Consider the following 17951-nt stretch of genomic DNA (forward strand, 5'->3'; position numbering starts at 1 on the left):
ACCGGACCGCGTGGCTACGGCCCTGACCTCGGGCAGCACCGGTGATGAACGCGACCTTGCCATCGAGCTTTCCCATCCGCGTCTCCTTGCCTGATGGTCCACCTCCCGTCACGGGAGGTGGACAGGGATCTCCTGGAACGCCGCCGAGGTCGAGGTCGAGGCCGAGGCCGGAGAGGTGCGTCATCGGCGTCTCCACGCCTCGATCGCGTCCTCTCGCGCCGGCGCCGAAGCGGCACGGGAAGTCAGCCCTCCTGGGCATTAAACGCTAGTTCAGCATCGCGGCTGCGTGGCGTCAACCAGAACGCGGGCAGGATCGCCGTTCACGGGGCGGGGGCGGGGCGCTCGGAGGTCCCCGGTCCCTCCTCCGCTCCGTAGGGCCGATGGGAGACCGGCCTGCGCTGGTCCAGGCCTACTTGCTCGGTCTCCGGTGAAGCTTGTACGGTCGTTCAGTACTCTCGTCGAGACCGCGCTGATCCGTGCCGTGAACGAACACCTCGGCGGCGGCACCGTGAGCGAACCTGACGCCGAACGGAGCTGTTCGACGTCGTTCTCACCGTCGTCCTCTACTAGACCATGGCCTGGTTCTTCTGTTCGCTGGAGATCGAGGTCGACCCGACAAGTCCGGAGCCGCCACGGCAATGAAAGCGTCACGGTTCGCCTACCATGCGCCGTCCACTCTTGCTGAGGCGCTTGCTCTGCTCGCCGAGCACGGTGACAGCGCGAAGGTCCTGGCCGGGGGCCAGAGCCTGATTCCCATGCTCGCGATGCGACTCGCCGTCTTCGACCACCTCGTTGACCTCGGCCGGATACCCGAGCTGGCCGGCATCGACCATCAGGGCGACACCGTCCGCATCGGTGCCGCCACCACCCATACCGCTGTCGAGTCGTCCGTGGACCTCGCCAGGACCGTCCCGCTGCTGGCCCGCGCCGCCCCGCTCATCGGCCACTTCCAGATCCGCAACCGGGGCACGGTCGGCGGCGCGATCGCCCACGCCGACCCCGCCGCCGAGTTCCCCGCGGTGGCGCTCGCCCTCGACGCGCAGCTGGAGACCGTCTCGCCGCGCGGGGCGCGCACCATCCCCGCCGAGAAGTTCTTCCTCGGTACCTGGAGCACCGCCCTCGCCGACGACGAGATCCTCACCGCCGTGAGCTTCCCCGCCTGGCGCGGCAGGACCGGGCACGCCGTCGAGGAGCTCGCCCGCCGCCACGGTGACTTCGCGATCGCCGGCGCGGTCGTCGCTGCGGCATCGGGCTGCTCGGCCTCGGTTCCGTACCCGAACGCGCCACCGCCGCCGAAGATGCTGTGACCGGCGCCGCGGCTGCCGAGATCGACCCGGTAGAGGTCGGGCGGGCCGCGATGTCGACACTCCAGTCCGTTCCGGCCGACCTGCACGGCTCGGCCGACTACCGCCGACGCGTCGGGGCCGCGATGGTCACCCGAGCCTGGCAGCGCGCGCTCCGGGAGGCTCACGATGGATGAAGTACAGATCAGGCTGCGCGTCAACGGCATGGAACGCCGCGGGCGGGTGGAGCCACGGCTGACGCTCGCCGACTTCCTGCGGGAGCACTGCCATCTGACCGGCACGCACCTCGGCTGCGAGCACGGGGTGTGCGGTGCCTGCACGGTGCTGCTCGACGGTGCGGCGGTGCGCGCGTGCCTCGTGCTCGCGGTGCAGGCCGAGGGCCGCGAGGTCACCACGATCGAAGGCCTCGGCACACCGGAGAACCTCTCGCCGGTACAGGTCGCCTTCCAGGAGAACCACGGCCTGCAGTGCGGGTTCTGCACGCCGGGTTTCGTCGTGTCGGTCACCGCCCTGCTGCGGGACAACCCCGACCCGACCGACGAGGAGATCCGCGCCGGTCTGTCCGGCAACATCTGCCGCTGCACCGGCTACCAGGGGATCTTCAAGGCGGTACGGGCCGCGGCCGGTAACACACCGTGATCGGTGGTCGGTCGCGCCGCCGCACGGACGGGACGCCCGCGGCCCGGTCCCGGGGGGATGCCGTGGCGGTCGGCCGCCCGTTCCTGTCGATGCCGGCCCTCCGCCCGGGGCCGGCCTGTCCACCACTGTCCGCCCCTGGTCGTGGGCCCTACCTGCCTGTCGGTGAATGAGATCATGGATCTGAGCAACGAGTTCCGCGTCGACGCGAGCCCGGCCGTCACCTGGTCGGTCCTCACCGACCTCGAACGCATCGCGCCCTGCCTGCCGGGAGCCCAGCTTCAGGAGGTGGAGGGCGACGAGTACCGCGGCATCGTGAAGGTCAAGGTCGGCCCGGTCACCGCGCAGTACAAGGGCACGGCGACCTTCCTCGAACGTGACGAGGCCGCCCACCGGGCCGTCCTGAAGGCCGACGGCCGGGAGACCCGCGGCCAGGGCAACGCGTCGGCCACCATCACCGTGACGCTCGTCCCCGATGGCACCGGCACCCAGGTCAGCGTGCTCACCGACCTGAAGATCACGGGGAAGGTCGCCCAGTTCGGCCGAGGTGTGATCAGCGACGTCAGCGCCAACCTGCTTGGGCGTTTCGTCGAGTCCCTGGAGTCCACGGTGCTCCGCGGCGACACCACCACCCCCGCCTCGCCCACTGCCGGGGACCCCGTCCCGGCGGCTGCGCCGGCCACGGGCGCGGCGAGCGGGCCGGTCGGACCCGCACCCGCAGTCCCCGGTCCCGGGCTCCCGCCGGCACCCGCCCCGGCCGCCCCCGGGGCACGCACCATCCACCAGCCCGAACCCGAGCCCGTCAACCTGTTCGACGCCGCCGGCTCACCGGTCGTCAAGCGCCTCGCCCCGGTCCTCGTGGCCTTTGTCGCGGGCTGGCTGCTGAGCTCTCTGTTCCGCCAGGGTCGCGGCTGAGTTCCGCCTCTCCACTACCGTTCGAAGGGCGCCATGGGCAACCCCGCTGCCACGACAGCCACCGCCACGCCGACCGCCGCCCGTTACACGGGCACCCGGGTGAACCGGGTCGAGGACCCACGACTGCTCACCGGGCAGGGAACCTACGTCGACGACGTGCAGCGTCCGGGGATGCTGCACGCGTGCTTCGTGCGCAGCCCGTTCGCCCGCGCGCGCATCGTCGGCATCGACATCTCGGCGGCGGTGGAGCTGGAGGGCGTGCACGCGGTGTTCGTCGCCGCGGACCTCAACCCCGACATCCACGAGCAGTGGTACGCGATCGTCGGCCGCGACAGCCCGGACACCCCGCGCCCGGCGCTCGCCCAGGACGAGGTCCGGTTCGTCGGTGATCCCGTCGCGCTCGTCATCGCGGACAACCGCTACATCGCGGAGGACGCCGTCGAGCTGGTGGACGTGGAGTACGACCCGCTGCCGCCGGTCGCGTACTACGTCGACGCCCAGGAGTCGACGGAGCTTGTGCACGGGCAGTATCCGAACAACGTGGCCGGCCGGCTGGACAGCGGCGCGACGGATCAGGTGGACGAGGTGTGCGCCACCGCGGCGCTCGTCGTCGAGGAGACGATCTACCAGCAGGCGTACGCGCCCGTCCCGATGGAGACCCGCGGCATCGTCGTGGAATGGTCCGGCGGCGAGCTCACGATCTGGGCGGCATCGCAGTCGCCGCACGAGCTGCGGGCGTTCGCCGGGCGGCTCCTCGGCCTGCCGGAGCACCGCATCCGCGTGATCATGCGGGATGCCGGCGGTGGCTTCGGCCAGAAGGTCCTGGCTCTGCGCGAGGACATGTGCATGCTGCTCGTCGCGCGGAAGGTGCCGGCGCCGGTCAAGTGGATCGAGGACCGGCGGGAGAACCTCATGGCGGCCAACTCCGCGCGCCACGAGCACGGGGCCATGCGCTTCGCCTTCGACGAGGACGGCGTGATTCTCGCGGCGCAGATCGACCACGTCCAGGATGTGGGCGCCTATCCCACCCCGTGGCCGGTGGGCACCGCGGTCGCGGTCTGCCTGATGTTCCCCGGCCCCTACCGCGTCCCGGCCGCGGCCTGGTCGACGACGTCGGTGTTCTCCAACACGCTGGGTCGCAGCGCCTACCGGGGGCCGTGGCAGTACGAGTCGGTCGCCCGCGAGGTGCTGCTCGACGTGGCCGCGCGGCGGATGGGCATCGATCCCGTCGAGCTGCGCCGGCGCAACTTCCTCGCTCGTTCGGACATGCCGTACGTGAACCCGTGCCACATGCCGTACGACCACATGTCCCCGCGCGAGGTGTTCGAGAAGGCACTGGAGCACTTCGACTACGACGCGTTCCGCCGCGAGCAGGCCGAGGCCCGGGCGAACGGCCGCTACATCGGCATCGGCACCTGCAGCTACGTGGAGCCCACGACCTCCGCGATGGGCTTCTACGCGACGGAGGGCGCCACGGTCCGCATCGAGCCGAGCGGCACGGTCAACGTGTATCTCGCCGGCGGCTCGACGGGCAACAGCCTGGAGACCACCGCCGTGCAGATCGCCGCCGACACGCTCGGCGTCGACATCGGCGACGTCAACACGATCCAGGGGGACACCGCGATCACGCCCTTCGGCGGGGGGACCGGCGGCAGCCGCAGCGGTTCGATGATCGCCGGCGCGGTCGGGGCGACCGCGGGCGAGCTGCGCGAGCGCATCATCGCCATCGCGGCGCACCGCCTGGAGGCGGCGGCCGAGGACATCGAGCTCGCGGACGGGCGGGCCACCGTGCGCGGCACCCCCTCGATCGGCCTGTCGCTCGCCGAGATCGCGAACCTGGCGTACTTCGATCCCGCCGCGCTACCGCCCGGTGTGCAGCCCGGGCTGGAGGCGAGCGGCCGGTACCAGGCGCAGGCGCCGATGCTGTGGGCCAACGCCACCCACATCTGCACCTGCGAGGTGGACACCACGACCGGGGTCGTCACCTTCCTGCGCTACCTGGTCAGCGAGGACTGCGGCCCGCGGATCAACCCGAGCGTCGTCGAGGGCCAGATCGACGGTGGGACCGTGCAGGGCATCGGCGGGGCCCTCTACGAACACCTGGCCTACGACGAGGACGCCAACCCGGTCGCCACCACGTTCATCGACTACCTGCTGCCGACCATCGCCGAGGTGCCGCTCATCGAGCACGTGCACATCGAGACGCCGGGGCCGGGCCCGGGGGGGTACAAGGGCGTCGGTGAGGGCGGCGCGATCGGCGCGCCCCCGGCCGTCATCAACGCGGTCGCGGACGCGCTCGCGCCGTTCGGCGTCTCCGTCACCCGCCTTCCGCTCACGCCGGCGGCGATCGTCGCGCTCCTCGACGAACGGACGGCCGGATAGGAACCGGCGCGGCACGTCACGCGCGGAAGATCACCTCGACCCCTGGAATGCCAAACGACCGTTCGGCTCAGCAGGAACCCACCCATTCCGCCGAGCCGTCGGCGAACAACTGGTGTTTCCAGATCGGCACCCGCGCCTTCACGTCGTCGATCAGCCGCCGGCAGGCCGTGAACGCCTCCGCCCGGTGGGCCGCGCCGACCGCCGTCACCACGGCCAGGTCACCCACCCGCAGCGACCCCGTCCGGTGCACCACGGCGACGGTGCGCACCCCGTCCAGGGCGGCGACCTCGCCGGCCACCCGGGCCAGCTCGGCCTGGCCCGACGGGTGGGCGGAGTAGTCCAGCTCGACCACCGGACGGTCATGGTCGTGATCGCGGACCATGCCGACGAACAGGGCGACACCCCCTACCTCGGACGCCCGCACCGCCGCCAGACACTCGTCGACGGAGAGCGGGGTGTCCCGGATCTCCGCGAGGAGCACTTCTCCCGCCGTCGTCGGGCACCCAGGGGCAGGCGACTCAGAACCAGCCATCGTGCTTACAGCCTCTTCTGCCGTAGTGAACAGGGTCCGGAGCCCGTCGCTCCCGCGCGACGCTCTCGGTGGCCATGAGGATCTCGGTCTTGTCCGGAGTGCAACGTCAGTGTCCGGGTCGATGGGCGCGGGTGACCGTCACGGTGGCGGGTCGGCGAAGTATCCCTGGAGCCCGCGCAGGGCCTCGTCGAGGAACTCCTCGATCGTCCTGTCCTCGTGTTCCAGCCATTGTTCGTAGGCGGACAGGGCGAGCGCGAGGGTGACCTGGCCCACGGTACGCGGCAGCAGGTCGTCCGCGGTCAGATCGTGACGTTCGGCGACGTAGGAGGCTATGACCTCGCGCCACCGCCGGTACTTGAGAACAGAGTGGGCCTGCAGTGTGGGTGTTCTGAGCAGCAGGGTCATCCGTTGCCGGTGCTGGGCCACGGCCTCGTGGTCCACGTGGTTGAAGGCGAGCACCGCGCGGTGCACGGCCTCGTGGACGGGGATGTCACGGGGCATGTCGGCCAGGGACTTCTGCAGTTCGACAAGGCTCTCGTCGAACTGCCCCCAGGGTATGTCGTTCTTGGACGGGTAGTACCTGAGCAGGGTCCTGCGCCCGACTCCCGCGGCGTCGGCGATCGCGTCCAGGGTGGTGGCGTCGAACCCCCGCTCGGTGAACACCGCGAAGGCCGCCCGCTCGATCGCGGCGTGATCGGTGACGGGTGGGCGGCCCTTAGGCCGTTTCGATGGGGTGGCCACGCGTACAAAATATGGGCGCTGTGACATCCGCGGGCCACGTCGGGTCGCCCGCTGCGCCCGGGACGAGGGCGCGCCGTGATACCCGTCGGCCGTCCGGAAGCCGGGCCCCGCGTTCACAGCCGTGGCGCCGCGGGCAGGGGCGGGCGCAGGCGCCCGTCGGCGGCAGCCTCGCCGCTGTGGATCAGCTCGCACACGTTGTCGACCATCCGGCGCAGGATGCGCTCTCCTTCCTGGGCGGTGGCGGCGGTCGGGTCGCCGAGCACCCCGGACGGGGCGACGGCGGCCACTCCGCCGGTGACCAGGGCGGGCAGCAGCTCGTCGAGGGAGGTGGTGTTACCGGCTGCGGCCCGGGTCATGTCCACCTGGTGGGGTGCCAGGTGGAGCATGAGCGAGGTCTCGGTGAACCCGGCGTGCGCGTCGGCGTCGGCGTCGGCGTCGCACGGTACCCATGCCACGTCGTACCGTTCGTCACGCAGCTGGGTGACGGCTTCGATGAGGCCACGCAGGTTGCCGCCGTGGGCGTTGACGAACACCACCGGCCCGGACCAGGTGGACATCGAGCGGATCAGCTCGACCAGTACCAGGTGCAGGACCGGGCCGCCGATGGAGATCGTGCCCGCGAACGACTGGTGCTCACCGCTGGCGGTGTAGGTGAGGGGTGGTGCGACCAGGACCGGTTCGGCGGGGCGCCGCCGGAGGAGGTGCTGTGCCACGCCTTCGGCCACCGCGACCGCGATCGTGGTGTCGGTGACCAGGGGCAGGTGGGGGCCGTGCTGCTCACAGGACCCCACCGGCACCAGGACGAGCGGCCTGCCGGCGATGTCGGGCCAGGACCGCCCCGACAGGCCCGTCCGCCCCGCGCCCGTCCCGCCCTCGTCCGCCTGGCCCGCGCCCGTGGTCATCGCGCGGTCGCGGCGCCGAGCGCGCGGGGGAAGTCGTCGGGTATCAGGACGTCGTCCGGGGTCAGCTCGTGGATGGACGCGTGCCCGAGCGACAGCAGGGCGGAGTCGATGCCGTTACGCAGGACGTCCAGGACGTTCTCGACCCCGGCCTGCCCGCCGGCGGCCAGGCCCCACAGGTAGGCGCGGCCGATCATGACCGCCCGCGCGCCGAGCGCGAGTGCCTTCACGACGTCCCCGCCCCGGCGGATGCCGCCGTCCATGAGCACCTCGACATCGGTACCGACCGCGCCCACGACCGCGGCCAGGGCCCGGATCGGGGCCGGAGTGCTGTCGAGGTTGTTGCCGCCGTGGTTGGAGACCGAGATCGCGCTGACCCCGGCGTCGCGGGCGCGGCGGGCGTCGTCCACCCGGGAGACGCCCTTGAGCATGAACGGCCCGTCCCACTGCTGGCGCAGCCAGGCGATGTCCTCCCAGCTCGGCGGGGGTGTCTGCATCCATTCGCCGTACGCGCCGAAGAACACCGGAGCCGGCTGGCCGGGTTCGGCCAGGTTCGGCACGCTCAGGTCGGGCAGCTTGCCGGTGCGCAGGTACTGGAGCAGCCACGCGGGCCGGGACACGCCCTGGGGCGCCAGCTTGACCATGGTCCTCAGGTCGAGCCGCTCGGGGATCCACGGGCTGCCCCAGTCGCGGCTGTGCGAGAACGACCAGTCCAGGGTGACGATCAGGCCGACCGCCCCGGCCTGCCGGGCGTGCTCCATCCGCCGGATCATCCAGTCCCGGGTGCCCATCCAGTACATCTGGAAGAACGTCTGCGGGTTGGCGGCGATGACGTCCTCGATCGGCTTGCTGGCGAACGAGGACAGGCCCATGGCGGTGCCCCGTGCCGCGGCGGCCCGTGCGACCGCCACCTCGCCGTCGGGGTGCACCGCCTGGACCCCGGTCGGGGAGATGACCACCGGTAGGGAGATCGGCTGGCCCAGGACCGTGGTCTGCTGATCACGCTTGGGGGACAGCCCCGCCACATGCGGCGCGAAGCCGAGCTCGTCGAACGCCGCGGTGTTGTCCCGGTACGACACGCCCGCCTCCGAGCCGGCCAGCAGCGCGCTGTACACCGACTTCGGCAGCCTGCGCCGCGCACGCCGCTGTGCCTCGGCGACCGACTCGAACCATGTGCTGCTCATGCTCCACCTTTCGCGGCGCTCCCACGGGAGCAGCCGAGTGCGATCTCATCTCAGCCGGCGGGGGCGAACCCGGCCAGCGGGCTCTCGGCACACGCCGAGACCGGCGGTGCCGCCGGCGCGCGCCGGAGCGGATCAGCCAGCGCGTCCTGCCCGCGGCCTCCTCCCGGCGAGGAGCCGCTGTTCCCGGCATGCGAGAACATTAATGGCACTCGGGGCTAAAATGAAGCCCTGTCCTGAAATCGGGTGACCTGATCCCGCGGTTGCCGTCAGGGCCAGGTTGGCGGGGCGACCCGCGCGGTTCGCCGGCCGTACGTCCCTTGACGCGCGGATCCGGGTGGCACTAAACAGCTGTTTAGTGCGGTCGGCGGTGCGTCACCAGCACTTCGAACAGGGATGCGGAGGGGATCATGCCCGACGTCTCGATGATCATAGGCGGGGAGCGTCGAGCTGCCCGGTCGACCTTCGGTGTCGTGAACCCGGCGACGGGCGAGGTCCACGCGCAGGCTCCGGACTGCACCGCGGAGCAGCTGGACGAGGCGTTCGACGCCGCGACGAAGGCCTTCGTCGGCTGGCGCGGCGACGAGGACGCGCGCCGGGCCGCCCTCGCCGAGGCCGCGAATCGGCTCACGGCCTCGGCGGACCAGATCGGCCCGGTCCTGACCGCCGAGCAGGGCAAGCCCCTGAAGTCGGCGAAGAGGGAGGCGTTCGGAGCCAGCTACTGGCTCAAGTACTTCTCCCAGCTGGAGATACCTCGAGAGGTCATCCAGGACGACGCCCGTGCCCGCGTCGAGGTCGTGCGTCGCCCGGTGGGGGTCGTCGCGGCCATCACCCCGTGGAACTTCCCGATCATGCTGGCGACCTGGAAGATCGCGCCTGCGCTGCTCGCCGGGAACACGATGGTGCTCAAGCCGTCACCGTTCACGCCTCGCAGCACCCTGCTGATGGCCGAGATCCTCAGCGAGGTGTTCCCGCCGGGCGTGCTCAACGTCGTGTCGGGGGGAGACGAGCTGGGTAGGTGGATGACCTCGCACCCCACCCCGCGCAAGATCAGTTTCACCGGGTCGATCGCGACCGGCAAGCACATCGCCGCCTCGGCGGCCCCAGACCTCAAGCGCCTCACCCTGGAGCTCGGCGGCAACGATCCCGCGATCCTGCTCGATGATGTCGACCCCGCCGCCATCGTGGAGAAGCTGTTCCGGGGTGCCTTCGACAACAGCGGGCAGGTCTGCTCCGCCATCAAACGCCTCTACGTCCCCGAGGCGCTGCACGATCAGGTCGCCGACGCCCTCGCCGCCCGTGTCGCGGCGGCCAGGGTCGGTGACGGCATGGATCCGGACACTGAGCTCGGGCCGGTCCAGAACCGGCCGCAGTACGAGCGGGTCGGCGAGCTCGTGGCCGACGCGCTCGCGGGCGGCGCGACCGCGCTCACCGGCGGGGCCCCGGTCGGCGGCCCCGGCTACTTCTTCCAGCCCACCGTGATCACCGGGGCGGTGGAAGGCACCCGGATCGTCGACGAGGAACAGTTCGGCCCGGTGCTGCCGATCCTCCCGTACCGCGACGTCGACGAGGTCGTGGCCCGGGCCAACGCGACGACCTTCGGGCTCTCGGGGTCGGTGTGGTCCGCGGACCCCGACCGGGCCGGCGCCGTGGCCGAGCGGCTGGAGTGCGGAACCGCCTGGGTCAACGCCCATGTCGCCCTCGGACCCCACCAGCCTTTCGGCGGGACGAGGTGGAGCGGACTCGGAGTGGAGAACGGCCCCTGGGGACTGGCCGGCTACACCGACATCCAGGTCCAGCACCGCGCCAGAGGCTGAGGTCGCCGTCAGGCTGGCCGGCATGTTCGACTGCCGTCATGGCTCGCTGCCGGCCTCCGCCGAGGTTTCAAAGCGCTGCAACAACCGTTCCACGAGAGCCAGTGCCTCGGTGTGGCCGTCGGTGATCCCGAGCATGTCCTCCGCCACGAAGCCACGGCTGACGACTCCGATCATGAAGAGGGCGACGGTGGGGGAGACCTGAGTCGGGTCGATTCCGCACTCCTCCAACCGGCTCGCGAGGAGCTCCGTCTGCAGGCGCCGGAACTGCTTCGCGTACTCCGCGATCTCCTGGCGGATGCTCTTGCGGTGGTTCGCGAGTGCCATGAACTCGGTCAGCAGCGACGTGCCGGTGGGCTCGATGCTGGACTCCCACAGGCCCCGCAACGGCTGAGGTGATGTGAGGACGCGTCTCTGGCGTTCGAGGTTCTTCTCGGCGCCGCGCCGGAAGAGGGCGAGGAAAAGATCATCCAATGTCGGGAAGTAGTAGTGGATCAGTGCGGGTGTGACGCCGGCCGCGTTGGCCACACTGCGTGAGCTCACTGCGGCGTAGCCCTCGTTCCGCATCAGTCGTTCGGTGACGTCGAGCAGGAGCGCGCGCGTCTTCGAGCTCTCGGTGCCAGTGCGGCGTGGGGTGGTCATACCCTCATTCTGATTGACGCCGGCACGCAGCCTTGCTGAACTTGTGTTTAGCGTGGCGTGGCTCGAGTCCCGCCGGTGCCGCACGGCTGGGGTCAGCGTCTCCGTGGCCGCCTCGGTGAGCCTTCGGCGCGCGCGACGTCCCCTGACAAGCGCACGCAAAGTCCCCTGGCGGTGGGTGACGGACGCGGGCGGCGGCGCGACCTGCCGCGCGACGGCCGTCGCCGCGGCGAAGTCGCAGGCTCGGGTGTTCGCCCACGCCTGGCCGGGCGCCGGACGCCGGACGGCCGACGTCCGGCCGGTCGGGACTCGGGCTCGGTCGTCGATCCGTCTCTTGCCCGAGTGGCGATTGACGACGGCCGCCCTTTGTATTAAATAATCGTTCAGTGGTTGCGGTGGTGTGCGGCCGATGTCTTTGCAGTCAGCTACCCGGAGGCCCGTCGTTTCGCCGGTTGTCCGCCGGGATGTGCCGCGCCGCGCTGAGTCGCACTTCTGCTCGCCGAGGACACCCAGGTCGCAGAGGTCCACACATTCGTGATCATCGCCGCCGCGGTCCGCCCGATGGGCGACGCCGCGTGAGACGCGATTCGCGTCTTATCGAACGACAGTTCAGTGCTGGCAGTGCACTGGCGTCAACCAGAAAGCGGTCGGCAGTTCCCCATCGTTGTCGAATGGTCATCGGCACCGTCCATATGATGAAGCCCATGAGCACGGGAGACAGGGCGGCCGGAGCGGAGTCGCGAACCAGCACCGAGCCGGAGGTGCTGGTCGTCGCCGATGCCGCGGCGTGGCGGGCATGGCTGGACGTGAACGAAAGCGTCTCCGACGGGGTGTGGCTGCTGCTGGCCAAGAAGGGCACCACGTCTCCGACGTCGCTGAGCTACGCCCTCGCCCTCCAGGAGGCGTTGTGCAGCGGCTGGATCGACGGGCAGAAGAAGAGCATGGATGCGGCGACCTTCCGGCAGCGGTTCACACCACGCCGCAGGGCCTCGCTGTGGTCCGAGCGGAACATCGGCCTCGTGACGCGTCTGACGGAGGAGGGCCGGATGCGTCCCCGCGGGCACGCCGAGATCGAGGGCGCGAAGGCGGACGGACGCTGGGACCGGGCCTATCCGGGAGCTGCGAGGGCGCAGGTCCCGGATGACCTGGCGGCCGCACTGACCGTGTCAACGGCTGCGGCGTCGGCGTTCGCGAGTTTGAACGGCCGTAACCGCTATGCGGTCCTACACAGGATCATGACCGCGCCGAGTCCGTCGAGCCGGGCGAATCGTCTGGCGACGCTCGTCGGGATGCTCGAACGCGGCGAGACGCCTTACCCGCAGTGACCGGGCCGGATGCCACGACCTGCGTGTACCCGGCGGCGAGACGGTCGAACGCGCGCGTGAGCTCGGGTGGCCCGACGATCTCTATGCCGGCGTCGAACCGGCCGAGCGACGCGGCCAGGGCCGGCCACGACCAGGAGCTCTGAACGAGTCCGCAGCATTCTGCTCCGAGGTCTTCGACGGGCTATTGCTGGGACTCCCACCGGCATGTAATACGGCAAAGGAAGGCTGCCGGGATGGCCGAAACAAGCACAGAATTGGCCGGACATGCAAAGACGGCCAAGGGTGTGCCGGCGATGATGAGCCGGCAGGGCACCGTCGGCGAACTCGGGAAGCAGGCGGCATCGGCCGGCGAAGCCGGCAAACGGCGCCGCGCGGGCCCGGAGTCGTTGTCGTATGCAGAGTTCCGAGCGCGTCATCGCGGCGGTCCGGCGGACTCCGTGACGGGCGACGACGAAGGTGGGTGCGCATGGCTGACTTCACGGGCCACAATTCGTGGGTCTCGGCCGCGGTCTCAGCGGTGGAGCACGACCTTTGCCCAGGAGGCGCGGCGCGCTTCGTCGCCGTCGCGCCGTCGCGGGCAGCGGCCGGTTCCAGATGAAGCGGGTCGCCGTGGTGACGGGCGGTGCGTCGGGGATGGGGCTTTCCATCTGCCGGCATCTCGCCGACCGGGGTCACAGAGTCGCCGTGGTCGATCGCAACGGTTCGGCCGCGCGGCAGGCCGCGAAGGAGCTGGCCGCGGACGGGGCGGAGGCGTTGGCGTGCGAAGTCGACGTCACCAGCCGTCCGGCCGTGGAGAACGCGCTGAGCCAGGTCCGCGAGGAGTTCGGCCCGGTGGAGATACTGGTCACGAGTGCGGGGCTCGCGGCGTTCGAGCCTTTTGTCGAAATCACACTCGAGTCCTGGAACAGGGTGATCGAGGTGAATCTTACCGGGACTTTCCACTGCGTTCAGGCTGTGATCCCTGATATGGTCGCGGCGCGGTGGGGTCGTATCGTGACCCTCTCGTCGTCAAGCGCTCAGCGGGGTTCGCCCCGCATGGTCCACTACGCCGCGTCCAAGGGTGCCGTCATCGCCATGACGAAGGCCCTCGCGCGGGAGTACGCGTCGTTCGGGATCACGGTGAACAGCATCCCGCCGTCGAGTATCGACACACCGATGTCCCGCAGCGCCCAGGCGGCCGGCGACCTGCCGGACAACGAGGTCCTGGTGAACGCGATTCCGGTGGGCCGGCTGGGGACGGGTGATGACATAGCCGCCGCCTGCGCCTTTCTCTGCTCCGATGACGCCGGTTTCATCACCGGCCAGGTCCTCGGGGTGAACGGCGGGAGTGTCATGTGACGGCGGGCCCGGTGCCGCGCCGACCCCCGTACCGCTACCTGGCAGCCGTGCCCGGCCGACCTGACCGGAGCCGGACCCGCGTCCGGCCGCTGACCCATCCGAAACGGACCCATCCGAAACGGAGGAATGACTGTGGCACGATGGCCGAAGCCGGCTGAGGGAAGCTGGACGGAACACTACCCGGAGCTGGGAACCGGGCTGGTGTCGTACGAGGACTCCATCTCGCCCGATTTCTACGCGCTGGAACGGGATGCGATCTTCAGGCGTGCCTGGCTGAACGTGGGCCGGGTCGAGCAGTTACCGCGCAGCGGGAGCTACTTCACCAAGGAGATCGAGGCCGCCAGGGCCTCGATCGTCGTCGTGCGCGACAACGACGGTCAGGTCCGTGCCTTCCACAACATCTGTCGCCATCGCGGCAACAAGCTGGTGTGGAACGACTTCCCGCGGGAGGAGACCGCCGGTAGCTGTCGCCAGTTCACCTGCAAGTACCACGGCTGGCGGTACGGCCTGGACGGCGCCGCCACCTTCGTGCAGCAGGAGGGCGAGTTCTTCAACCTGGACAAGAAGGACTTCGGCCTCGTCCCGGTGCACTGCGACGTCTGGTCCGGATTCATTTTCGTCAATCTGGCGAAGGAGCCCGAACAGTCGCTGCCCGAGTTCCTCGGCCCGATGGTCACCGCGCTCGGCGGATATCCGTTCGACACGATGACCGAGCGCTTTTACTACCGTGCTGAGGTCGGCGCGAACTGGAAGCTGTTCATGGACGCCTTCCAGGAGTTCTACCATGCGCCCATTCTGCACGCCCGGCAGACGCCGTCGAAGTTCTCGACGGCGGCGCAGCAGGCGGGGTTCGAGGCGCCGCACTATCGCATCGACGGCCCGCACCGGCTGGTCAGCACGGCCGGTATCAAGGCGTGGGAACTGGACCCGGAGATGCGTAAGCCGATGGAGGACATCACCCGCAGCGGCCTGTTCGGGCCCTGGGACGAACCCGATCTCGGCGTCGAGAAGATGCCGGCGGGTCTCAACCCGGCCGGCTGCGAGCCGTGGGGTCTGGACTCTTTCAATCTCTGGCCGAACTTCGTGATCCTGATCTGGGCGGGTGGCTGGTACCTCACCTACCATTACTGGCCGACGTCGCACAACACGCACACCTTCGAGGGGAACCTGTATTTCGTTCCCTCCCGGAACGCGCGGGACCGGGTTGCCCGCGAGATGGCCGCGGTGACCTTCAAGGAGTACGCGTTGCAGGACGCCAACACGCTGGAGGCGACGCAGTCGATGCTCGAGTCCCGGGCTGTCGCCGAGTTCCCACTGAACGACCAGGAGGTTCTCTGCCGGCACCTGCACAAGGTCGCGGCCGACTGGGTCGGGGAATACCAGCACAACGGCGCGGGGGAGTGAGCCCGATGCCGACCCTGCTGCCGGGCGAGTTCGCCGATCTCGAGCCCTATGCCACGGTCTGGTGCCTGGCGACGGAGGCCGAGCGCTACGGGAGGCGGCTCGCCGGCTCGATGTCGGAGATGCAGGAGTTCTACGACGCGATCACCCCACGCGCTGAGGCCGCGATCGCGTACTGCGACCGTTTTCCGTTGGACGAGATGCCGGAGACGGCACTGAACCTGCTGCACCTGCTGTACTCGATGATCAGCGTGTCCTTCGCGGTCGAGGCGTGGAAGCAGCCGCGGATTCCCGATTCCGGCGCCGCCGCGGTCGACTGCGTCATCGAGCCGGTCCCGTGACCGGCGTCCCCGGTGCTACCGGCGCGACCGTTCTGCGCGCGGCGCGCTGGGTCGACGTCGACGCGGGGACGGTGCGGTCGCCCGCGGTCGTGGTGGTGGAGGGGAACCGCATCACCGCGGTGAACCCGGCCGCGCCGCCCACCGACGCGACCGAGATCGATCTGGGCGATCTCACCCTGCTGCCGGGCCTGATGGACATGGAGATCAATCTCCTCCTCGGTGGCCCCGAGAACCCGACGGGCCTGCCGAACCCGCTGCACGGCGTCCAGGACGACCCGGTGTACCGGACCCTGCGGGCGACGGTAAACGCCCGCACCACGCTGCTGGCCGGTTTCACGACGGTGCGTAACCTCGGGCTGATGGTCAAGACCGGTGGGTACCTGCTGGACGTGGACCTGGCCCGGGCGATCGAGGCGGGCTGGGTACCGGGGCCCCGGATCGTGGCCGCCGGTCACGCGATCACGCCCACCGGCGGGCACCTCGACCCGACGATGTTCCAGCGGCTCGCGCCGCACATCATGCCGCTGGGCGTCGAGGAGGGAATCGCCAACGGCGTCCCGCAGGTGCGCGCGGCGGTCCGCTACCAGATCAAGTACGGCGCCGGGGTCATCAAGATCTCGGCGTCGGGCGGGGTGATGTCGCACAGCACCGCCGCCGGCGCGCAGCAGTACTCCGACGAGGAGATCGCGGCCATCGTCGACGAGGCCCACCGGGCGGGGCTCAAGGTGGCTGCCCACGCCCACGGCGACGCGGGCATCCGGGCCTGTGTCCGGGCCGGGGTGGACTGCATCGAGCACGGCTCACTCGCCAGCGACGACACCATCCGGATGATGGTCGACCACGGGACCTTCCTCGTCCCCACCAGCTATCTGTCGGAAGGCCTCGACATCTCGAAGGCGCCGCCCGCGCTCCAGGCGAAGGCCGCGGAGGTCTTCCCCCGGGCTCGGCGGACGCTGGGTAGGGCCATCGAGGCCGGGGTGCGGATCGCGTGCGGCACCGACGCGCCCGCCATCCCGCACGGGCACAACGCGAAGGAGCTGTGGGCTCTGGTCGACCGCGGCATGACCGCGATGCAGGCGCTGCGGGCCGCCACGGTCACCAGCGCCGAGCTGATCGGTGTCGATGACCGTGGCCGCCTGGCGGCTGGTCTGCTGGCCGACATCATCGCGGTTCCCGGAGATCCATCCGATGACATCACGGCCACGCAGGACGTGCGGTTCGTGATGAAGGACGGTCTCGTCTACAAGAACGAGTAGTACGGGCGTGGCGCTGGACCAGACCAGACCAGACCAGACGACTGGACCGCGGCCGGCTGGTTCCAGCGCCACCTGGCTCACATCCGGGGGCAGAGCGTCGCGAGGAACGCCTGTGTCCGCCGCTGGGACTCGGCGCGCTCGGCGCGGTCGGCTCCGAGCGCGACCACGCGGGCCGCGAGGTCGGTGACTCCCGCGTCGCGGAAGCCGCGCAGGCGTTCCACGATGGCGGTTTCGTCGCCGACGGCCATGACGTCGCCGACGTCCCTGGCATCCCCGTGGTCGAGGAGCCGCTTGTAGTTGGGTGAGTAGTCGGCGTGCCCGAGGACGTCGTTCGCCGCGGAGCGCGCGGCGTCGACCTCGCCGGCGGGGCACAGGGCGACCGGAACCCCGGCGACGACGCGCGGTGCCGGTCGCCCGGCGTCGGTCGCGGCCTTCGTGATGCGCGGGACGACATAGTCGCCGATGGCCCGCTCGTCCGCCATCCAGAGAATGGTTCCGGAGGTCTGCTCGCCGGAGATGCGGAGCATGACCGGCGCCAGCGCCGCGATCAGGATCGGCGTCGGGACGAGGTCGGTGACGTCGAGCGGGCTGTGTACCCGGTAGGTGTCGTTGTCGACCTCGATCCGCCCCGGCCCGGCGAACGCCGCGTTCAGCACCTGGAGGTAGTTCCGCACCAGGTGGGCGGGGCGTTCGTAGGAGAGGCCGAGCTGGTCCTCGATGATCCAGTGGTGTGACGGCCCGATCCCCAGCGTGAGACGCCCCTCGCAGACCGCCTGGGTGGACAGCACCTGCTGGGCCATGACGACCGGATGGCGGGTCTGGACCGGCACGACCGCGGTGCCCAGCTCGATGCGACGCGTCGCCTGGCCCATCAACGTGACCACGGTCAGCGCGTCGAAGTAACCGGGAATCTGCGGCACCCACATCGAGGCGAAGCCCGCCTCCTCCGCGCTCTGGGCGTCGGCGATGAAACCGCGTACCCGCTCCCGGTACTGCCGGTCCCTGTCGGAGCCGATCATCAGGCCGATTCGCATTGGTGCCTCCTGGGATCGGGGACGGGGATCACCCCGGACAAGGTCGCTATGTGACCTCTCCTTCGCCAGCGGTCCTGGGCGAACAGCGGTCCTGGGCGAACGGCCGTCATTGGTGAATCAGCGGTCGCTGGTGAACAGGAACGCCTGGGCGAGCGGGCCGCCGCCGCCCGTGACGAGGCCGACCTCGGCGTCGGTGACCTGCCGGGTGCCGGC

Annotated in this window: 15 protein-coding genes and 1 pseudogene; 10 read left to right on the forward strand and 6 right to left on the reverse strand. The window is 70.3% G+C overall.

Annotated elements, in window-relative coordinates:
• Positions 1–638: 638 nt before the first annotated feature.
• The 4 genes and pseudogenes from MXD62_RS36470 to MXD62_RS36485 all read left to right on the forward strand — a co-directional run bounded on the left by MXD62_RS36470 (position 639) and on the right by MXD62_RS36485 (position 5237).
• Positions 639–1480, forward strand: a pseudogene (locus tag MXD62_RS36470) (xanthine dehydrogenase family protein subunit M).
• Positions 1473–1943, forward strand: coding sequence for a (2Fe-2S)-binding protein (locus MXD62_RS36475; RefSeq protein ID WP_248833880.1), 471 nt, complete (start codon positions 1473–1475; stop codon positions 1941–1943). The pseudogene MXD62_RS36470 and the gene MXD62_RS36475 overlap by 8 nt, the downstream one beginning before the upstream one ends.
• A 174-nt stretch (positions 1944–2117) precedes the next feature.
• Positions 2118–2855 carry an SRPBCC family protein gene (locus MXD62_RS36480; RefSeq protein WP_248833881.1) on the forward strand — a complete coding sequence of 246 codons (738 nt, stop codon included), beginning with the start codon at positions 2118–2120 and terminating at the stop codon, positions 2853–2855.
• 33 nt (positions 2856–2888) lie between these two features.
• Positions 2889–5237 carry a xanthine dehydrogenase family protein molybdopterin-binding subunit gene (locus MXD62_RS36485; RefSeq protein ID WP_248833882.1) on the forward strand — a complete coding sequence of 783 codons (2349 nt, stop codon included), beginning with the start codon at positions 2889–2891 and terminating at the stop codon, positions 5235–5237.
• Positions 5238–5304: 67 nt separating this feature from the next.
• Here the strand turns inward: MXD62_RS36485 and MXD62_RS36490 are convergent, their stop codons facing one another.
• The 4 genes from MXD62_RS36490 to mftD form a co-directional block, all read right to left on the reverse strand.
• Positions 5305–5769: a molybdenum cofactor biosynthesis protein MoaE gene (locus tag MXD62_RS36490; protein ID WP_248833883.1), complete on the reverse strand. Its 465-nt coding sequence runs from the start codon at positions 5767–5769 to the stop codon at positions 5305–5307.
• Positions 5770–5907: 138 nt separating this feature from the next.
• Positions 5908–6510: a mycofactocin system transcriptional regulator gene (mftR, locus tag MXD62_RS36495; protein ID WP_248833884.1), complete on the reverse strand. Its 603-nt coding sequence runs from the start codon at positions 6508–6510 to the stop codon at positions 5908–5910.
• 113 nt (positions 6511–6623) lie between these two features.
• Positions 6624–7412, reverse strand: a complete 789-nt coding sequence (gene mftE / locus MXD62_RS36500) for a mycofactocin biosynthesis peptidyl-dipeptidase MftE (RefSeq protein WP_248833885.1) — start codon at positions 7410–7412, stop codon at positions 6624–6626.
• The gene (mftD, locus tag MXD62_RS36505) at positions 7409–8593 is read right to left on the reverse strand and encodes a pre-mycofactocin synthase MftD (protein ID WP_248833886.1); all 1185 of its coding nucleotides are present in this window, start codon (positions 8591–8593) and stop codon (positions 7409–7411) included. Before mftD ends, mftE begins: the two co-directional genes overlap by 4 nt.
• 407 nt (positions 8594–9000) lie before the next feature.
• Here mftD and MXD62_RS36510 point away from each other — a divergent pair, with 407 nt between their 5' ends.
• A complete protein-coding gene (locus MXD62_RS36510; protein ID WP_248833887.1) occupies positions 9001–10407 on the forward strand; it encodes an aldehyde dehydrogenase family protein in 1407 nt (468 codons plus the stop codon).
• A gap of 36 nt (positions 10408–10443) precedes the next feature.
• Here MXD62_RS36510 and MXD62_RS36515 read toward each other — a convergent pair whose 3' ends face one another.
• Positions 10444–11046 carry a TetR/AcrR family transcriptional regulator gene (locus tag MXD62_RS36515; RefSeq protein WP_248833888.1) on the reverse strand — a complete coding sequence of 201 codons (603 nt, stop codon included), beginning with the start codon at positions 11044–11046 and terminating at the stop codon, positions 10444–10446.
• A 701-nt stretch (positions 11047–11747) separates the two neighbouring features.
• Here MXD62_RS36515 and MXD62_RS36520 point away from each other — a divergent pair.
• The 5 genes from MXD62_RS36520 (at position 11748) to MXD62_RS36540 (ending at position 16704) form a co-directional block, all read left to right on the forward strand.
• Positions 11748–12368 carry a YdeI family protein gene (locus tag MXD62_RS36520; RefSeq protein WP_248833889.1) on the forward strand — a complete coding sequence of 207 codons (621 nt, stop codon included), beginning with the start codon at positions 11748–11750 and terminating at the stop codon, positions 12366–12368.
• 594 nt (positions 12369–12962) lie between these two features.
• Positions 12963–13706: an SDR family NAD(P)-dependent oxidoreductase gene (locus MXD62_RS36525; protein ID WP_248833893.1), complete on the forward strand. Its 744-nt coding sequence runs from the start codon at positions 12963–12965 to the stop codon at positions 13704–13706.
• Positions 13707–13838: 132 nt separating this feature from the next.
• Complete coding sequence (locus MXD62_RS36530; RefSeq protein WP_248833890.1) at positions 13839–15110, forward strand: SRPBCC family protein; 1272 nt, start codon at positions 13839–13841, stop codon at positions 15108–15110.
• Complete coding sequence (locus tag MXD62_RS36535) at positions 15107–15448, forward strand: hypothetical protein (RefSeq protein WP_020460851.1); 342 nt, start codon at positions 15107–15109, stop codon at positions 15446–15448. The genes MXD62_RS36530 and MXD62_RS36535 overlap by 4 nt, the downstream gene beginning before the upstream one ends.
• Positions 15445–16704 (forward strand): amidohydrolase family protein, encoded by a 1260-nt coding sequence (locus tag MXD62_RS36540; protein WP_248833891.1) that lies wholly within the window; start codon positions 15445–15447, stop codon positions 16702–16704. Before MXD62_RS36535 ends, MXD62_RS36540 begins: the two co-directional genes overlap by 4 nt.
• A 77-nt stretch (positions 16705–16781) precedes the next feature.
• Here the strand turns inward: MXD62_RS36540 and MXD62_RS36545 are convergent, their stop codons facing one another.
• The gene (locus tag MXD62_RS36545) at positions 16782–17738 is read right to left on the reverse strand and encodes a TIGR03564 family F420-dependent LLM class oxidoreductase (RefSeq protein WP_248833892.1); all 957 of its coding nucleotides are present in this window, start codon (positions 17736–17738) and stop codon (positions 16782–16784) included.
• Positions 17739–17951: the final 213 nt, after the last annotated feature.

Origin of the sequence: Frankia sp. Mgl5 (assembly GCF_023242985.1) — a bacterium.
GTDB classification, from domain to species: Bacteria; Actinomycetota; Actinomycetes; order Frankiales; family Frankiaceae; genus Parafrankia; species Parafrankia soli.

Bases quoted from the DNA above. Each gene is read 5' to 3' on its own strand.
- MXD62_RS36545 (WP_248833892.1), bottom strand. From the start codon at position 17,738: ATGCGAATCGGCCTGATGATCGGCTCCGACAGGGACCGGCAGTACCGG.
- MXD62_RS36490 (WP_248833883.1), bottom strand. From the start codon at position 5,769: ATGGCTGGTTCTGAGTCGCCTGCCCCTGGGTGCCCGACGACGGCGGGA.
- mftD (WP_248833886.1), bottom strand. From the start codon at position 8,593: ATGAGCAGCACATGGTTCGAGTCGGTCGCCGAGGCACAGCGGCGTGCG.
- MXD62_RS36515 (WP_248833888.1), bottom strand. From the start codon at position 11,046: ATGACCACCCCACGCCGCACTGGCACCGAGAGCTCGAAGACGCGCGCG.
- MXD62_RS36480 (WP_248833881.1), top strand. From the start codon at position 2,118: ATGGATCTGAGCAACGAGTTCCGCGTCGACGCGAGCCCGGCCGTCACC.
- MXD62_RS36520 (WP_248833889.1), top strand. From the start codon at position 11,748: ATGAGCACGGGAGACAGGGCGGCCGGAGCGGAGTCGCGAACCAGCACC.
- mftE (WP_248833885.1), bottom strand. From the start codon at position 7,412: ATGACCACGGGCGCGGGCCAGGCGGACGAGGGCGGGACGGGCGCGGGG.
- MXD62_RS36525 (WP_248833893.1), top strand. From the start codon at position 12,963: ATGAAGCGGGTCGCCGTGGTGACGGGCGGTGCGTCGGGGATGGGGCTT.
- MXD62_RS36510 (WP_248833887.1), top strand. From the start codon at position 9,001: ATGCCCGACGTCTCGATGATCATAGGCGGGGAGCGTCGAGCTGCCCGG.
- MXD62_RS36485 (WP_248833882.1), top strand. From the start codon at position 2,889: ATGGGCAACCCCGCTGCCACGACAGCCACCGCCACGCCGACCGCCGCC.
- MXD62_RS36475 (WP_248833880.1), top strand. From the start codon at position 1,473: ATGGATGAAGTACAGATCAGGCTGCGCGTCAACGGCATGGAACGCCGC.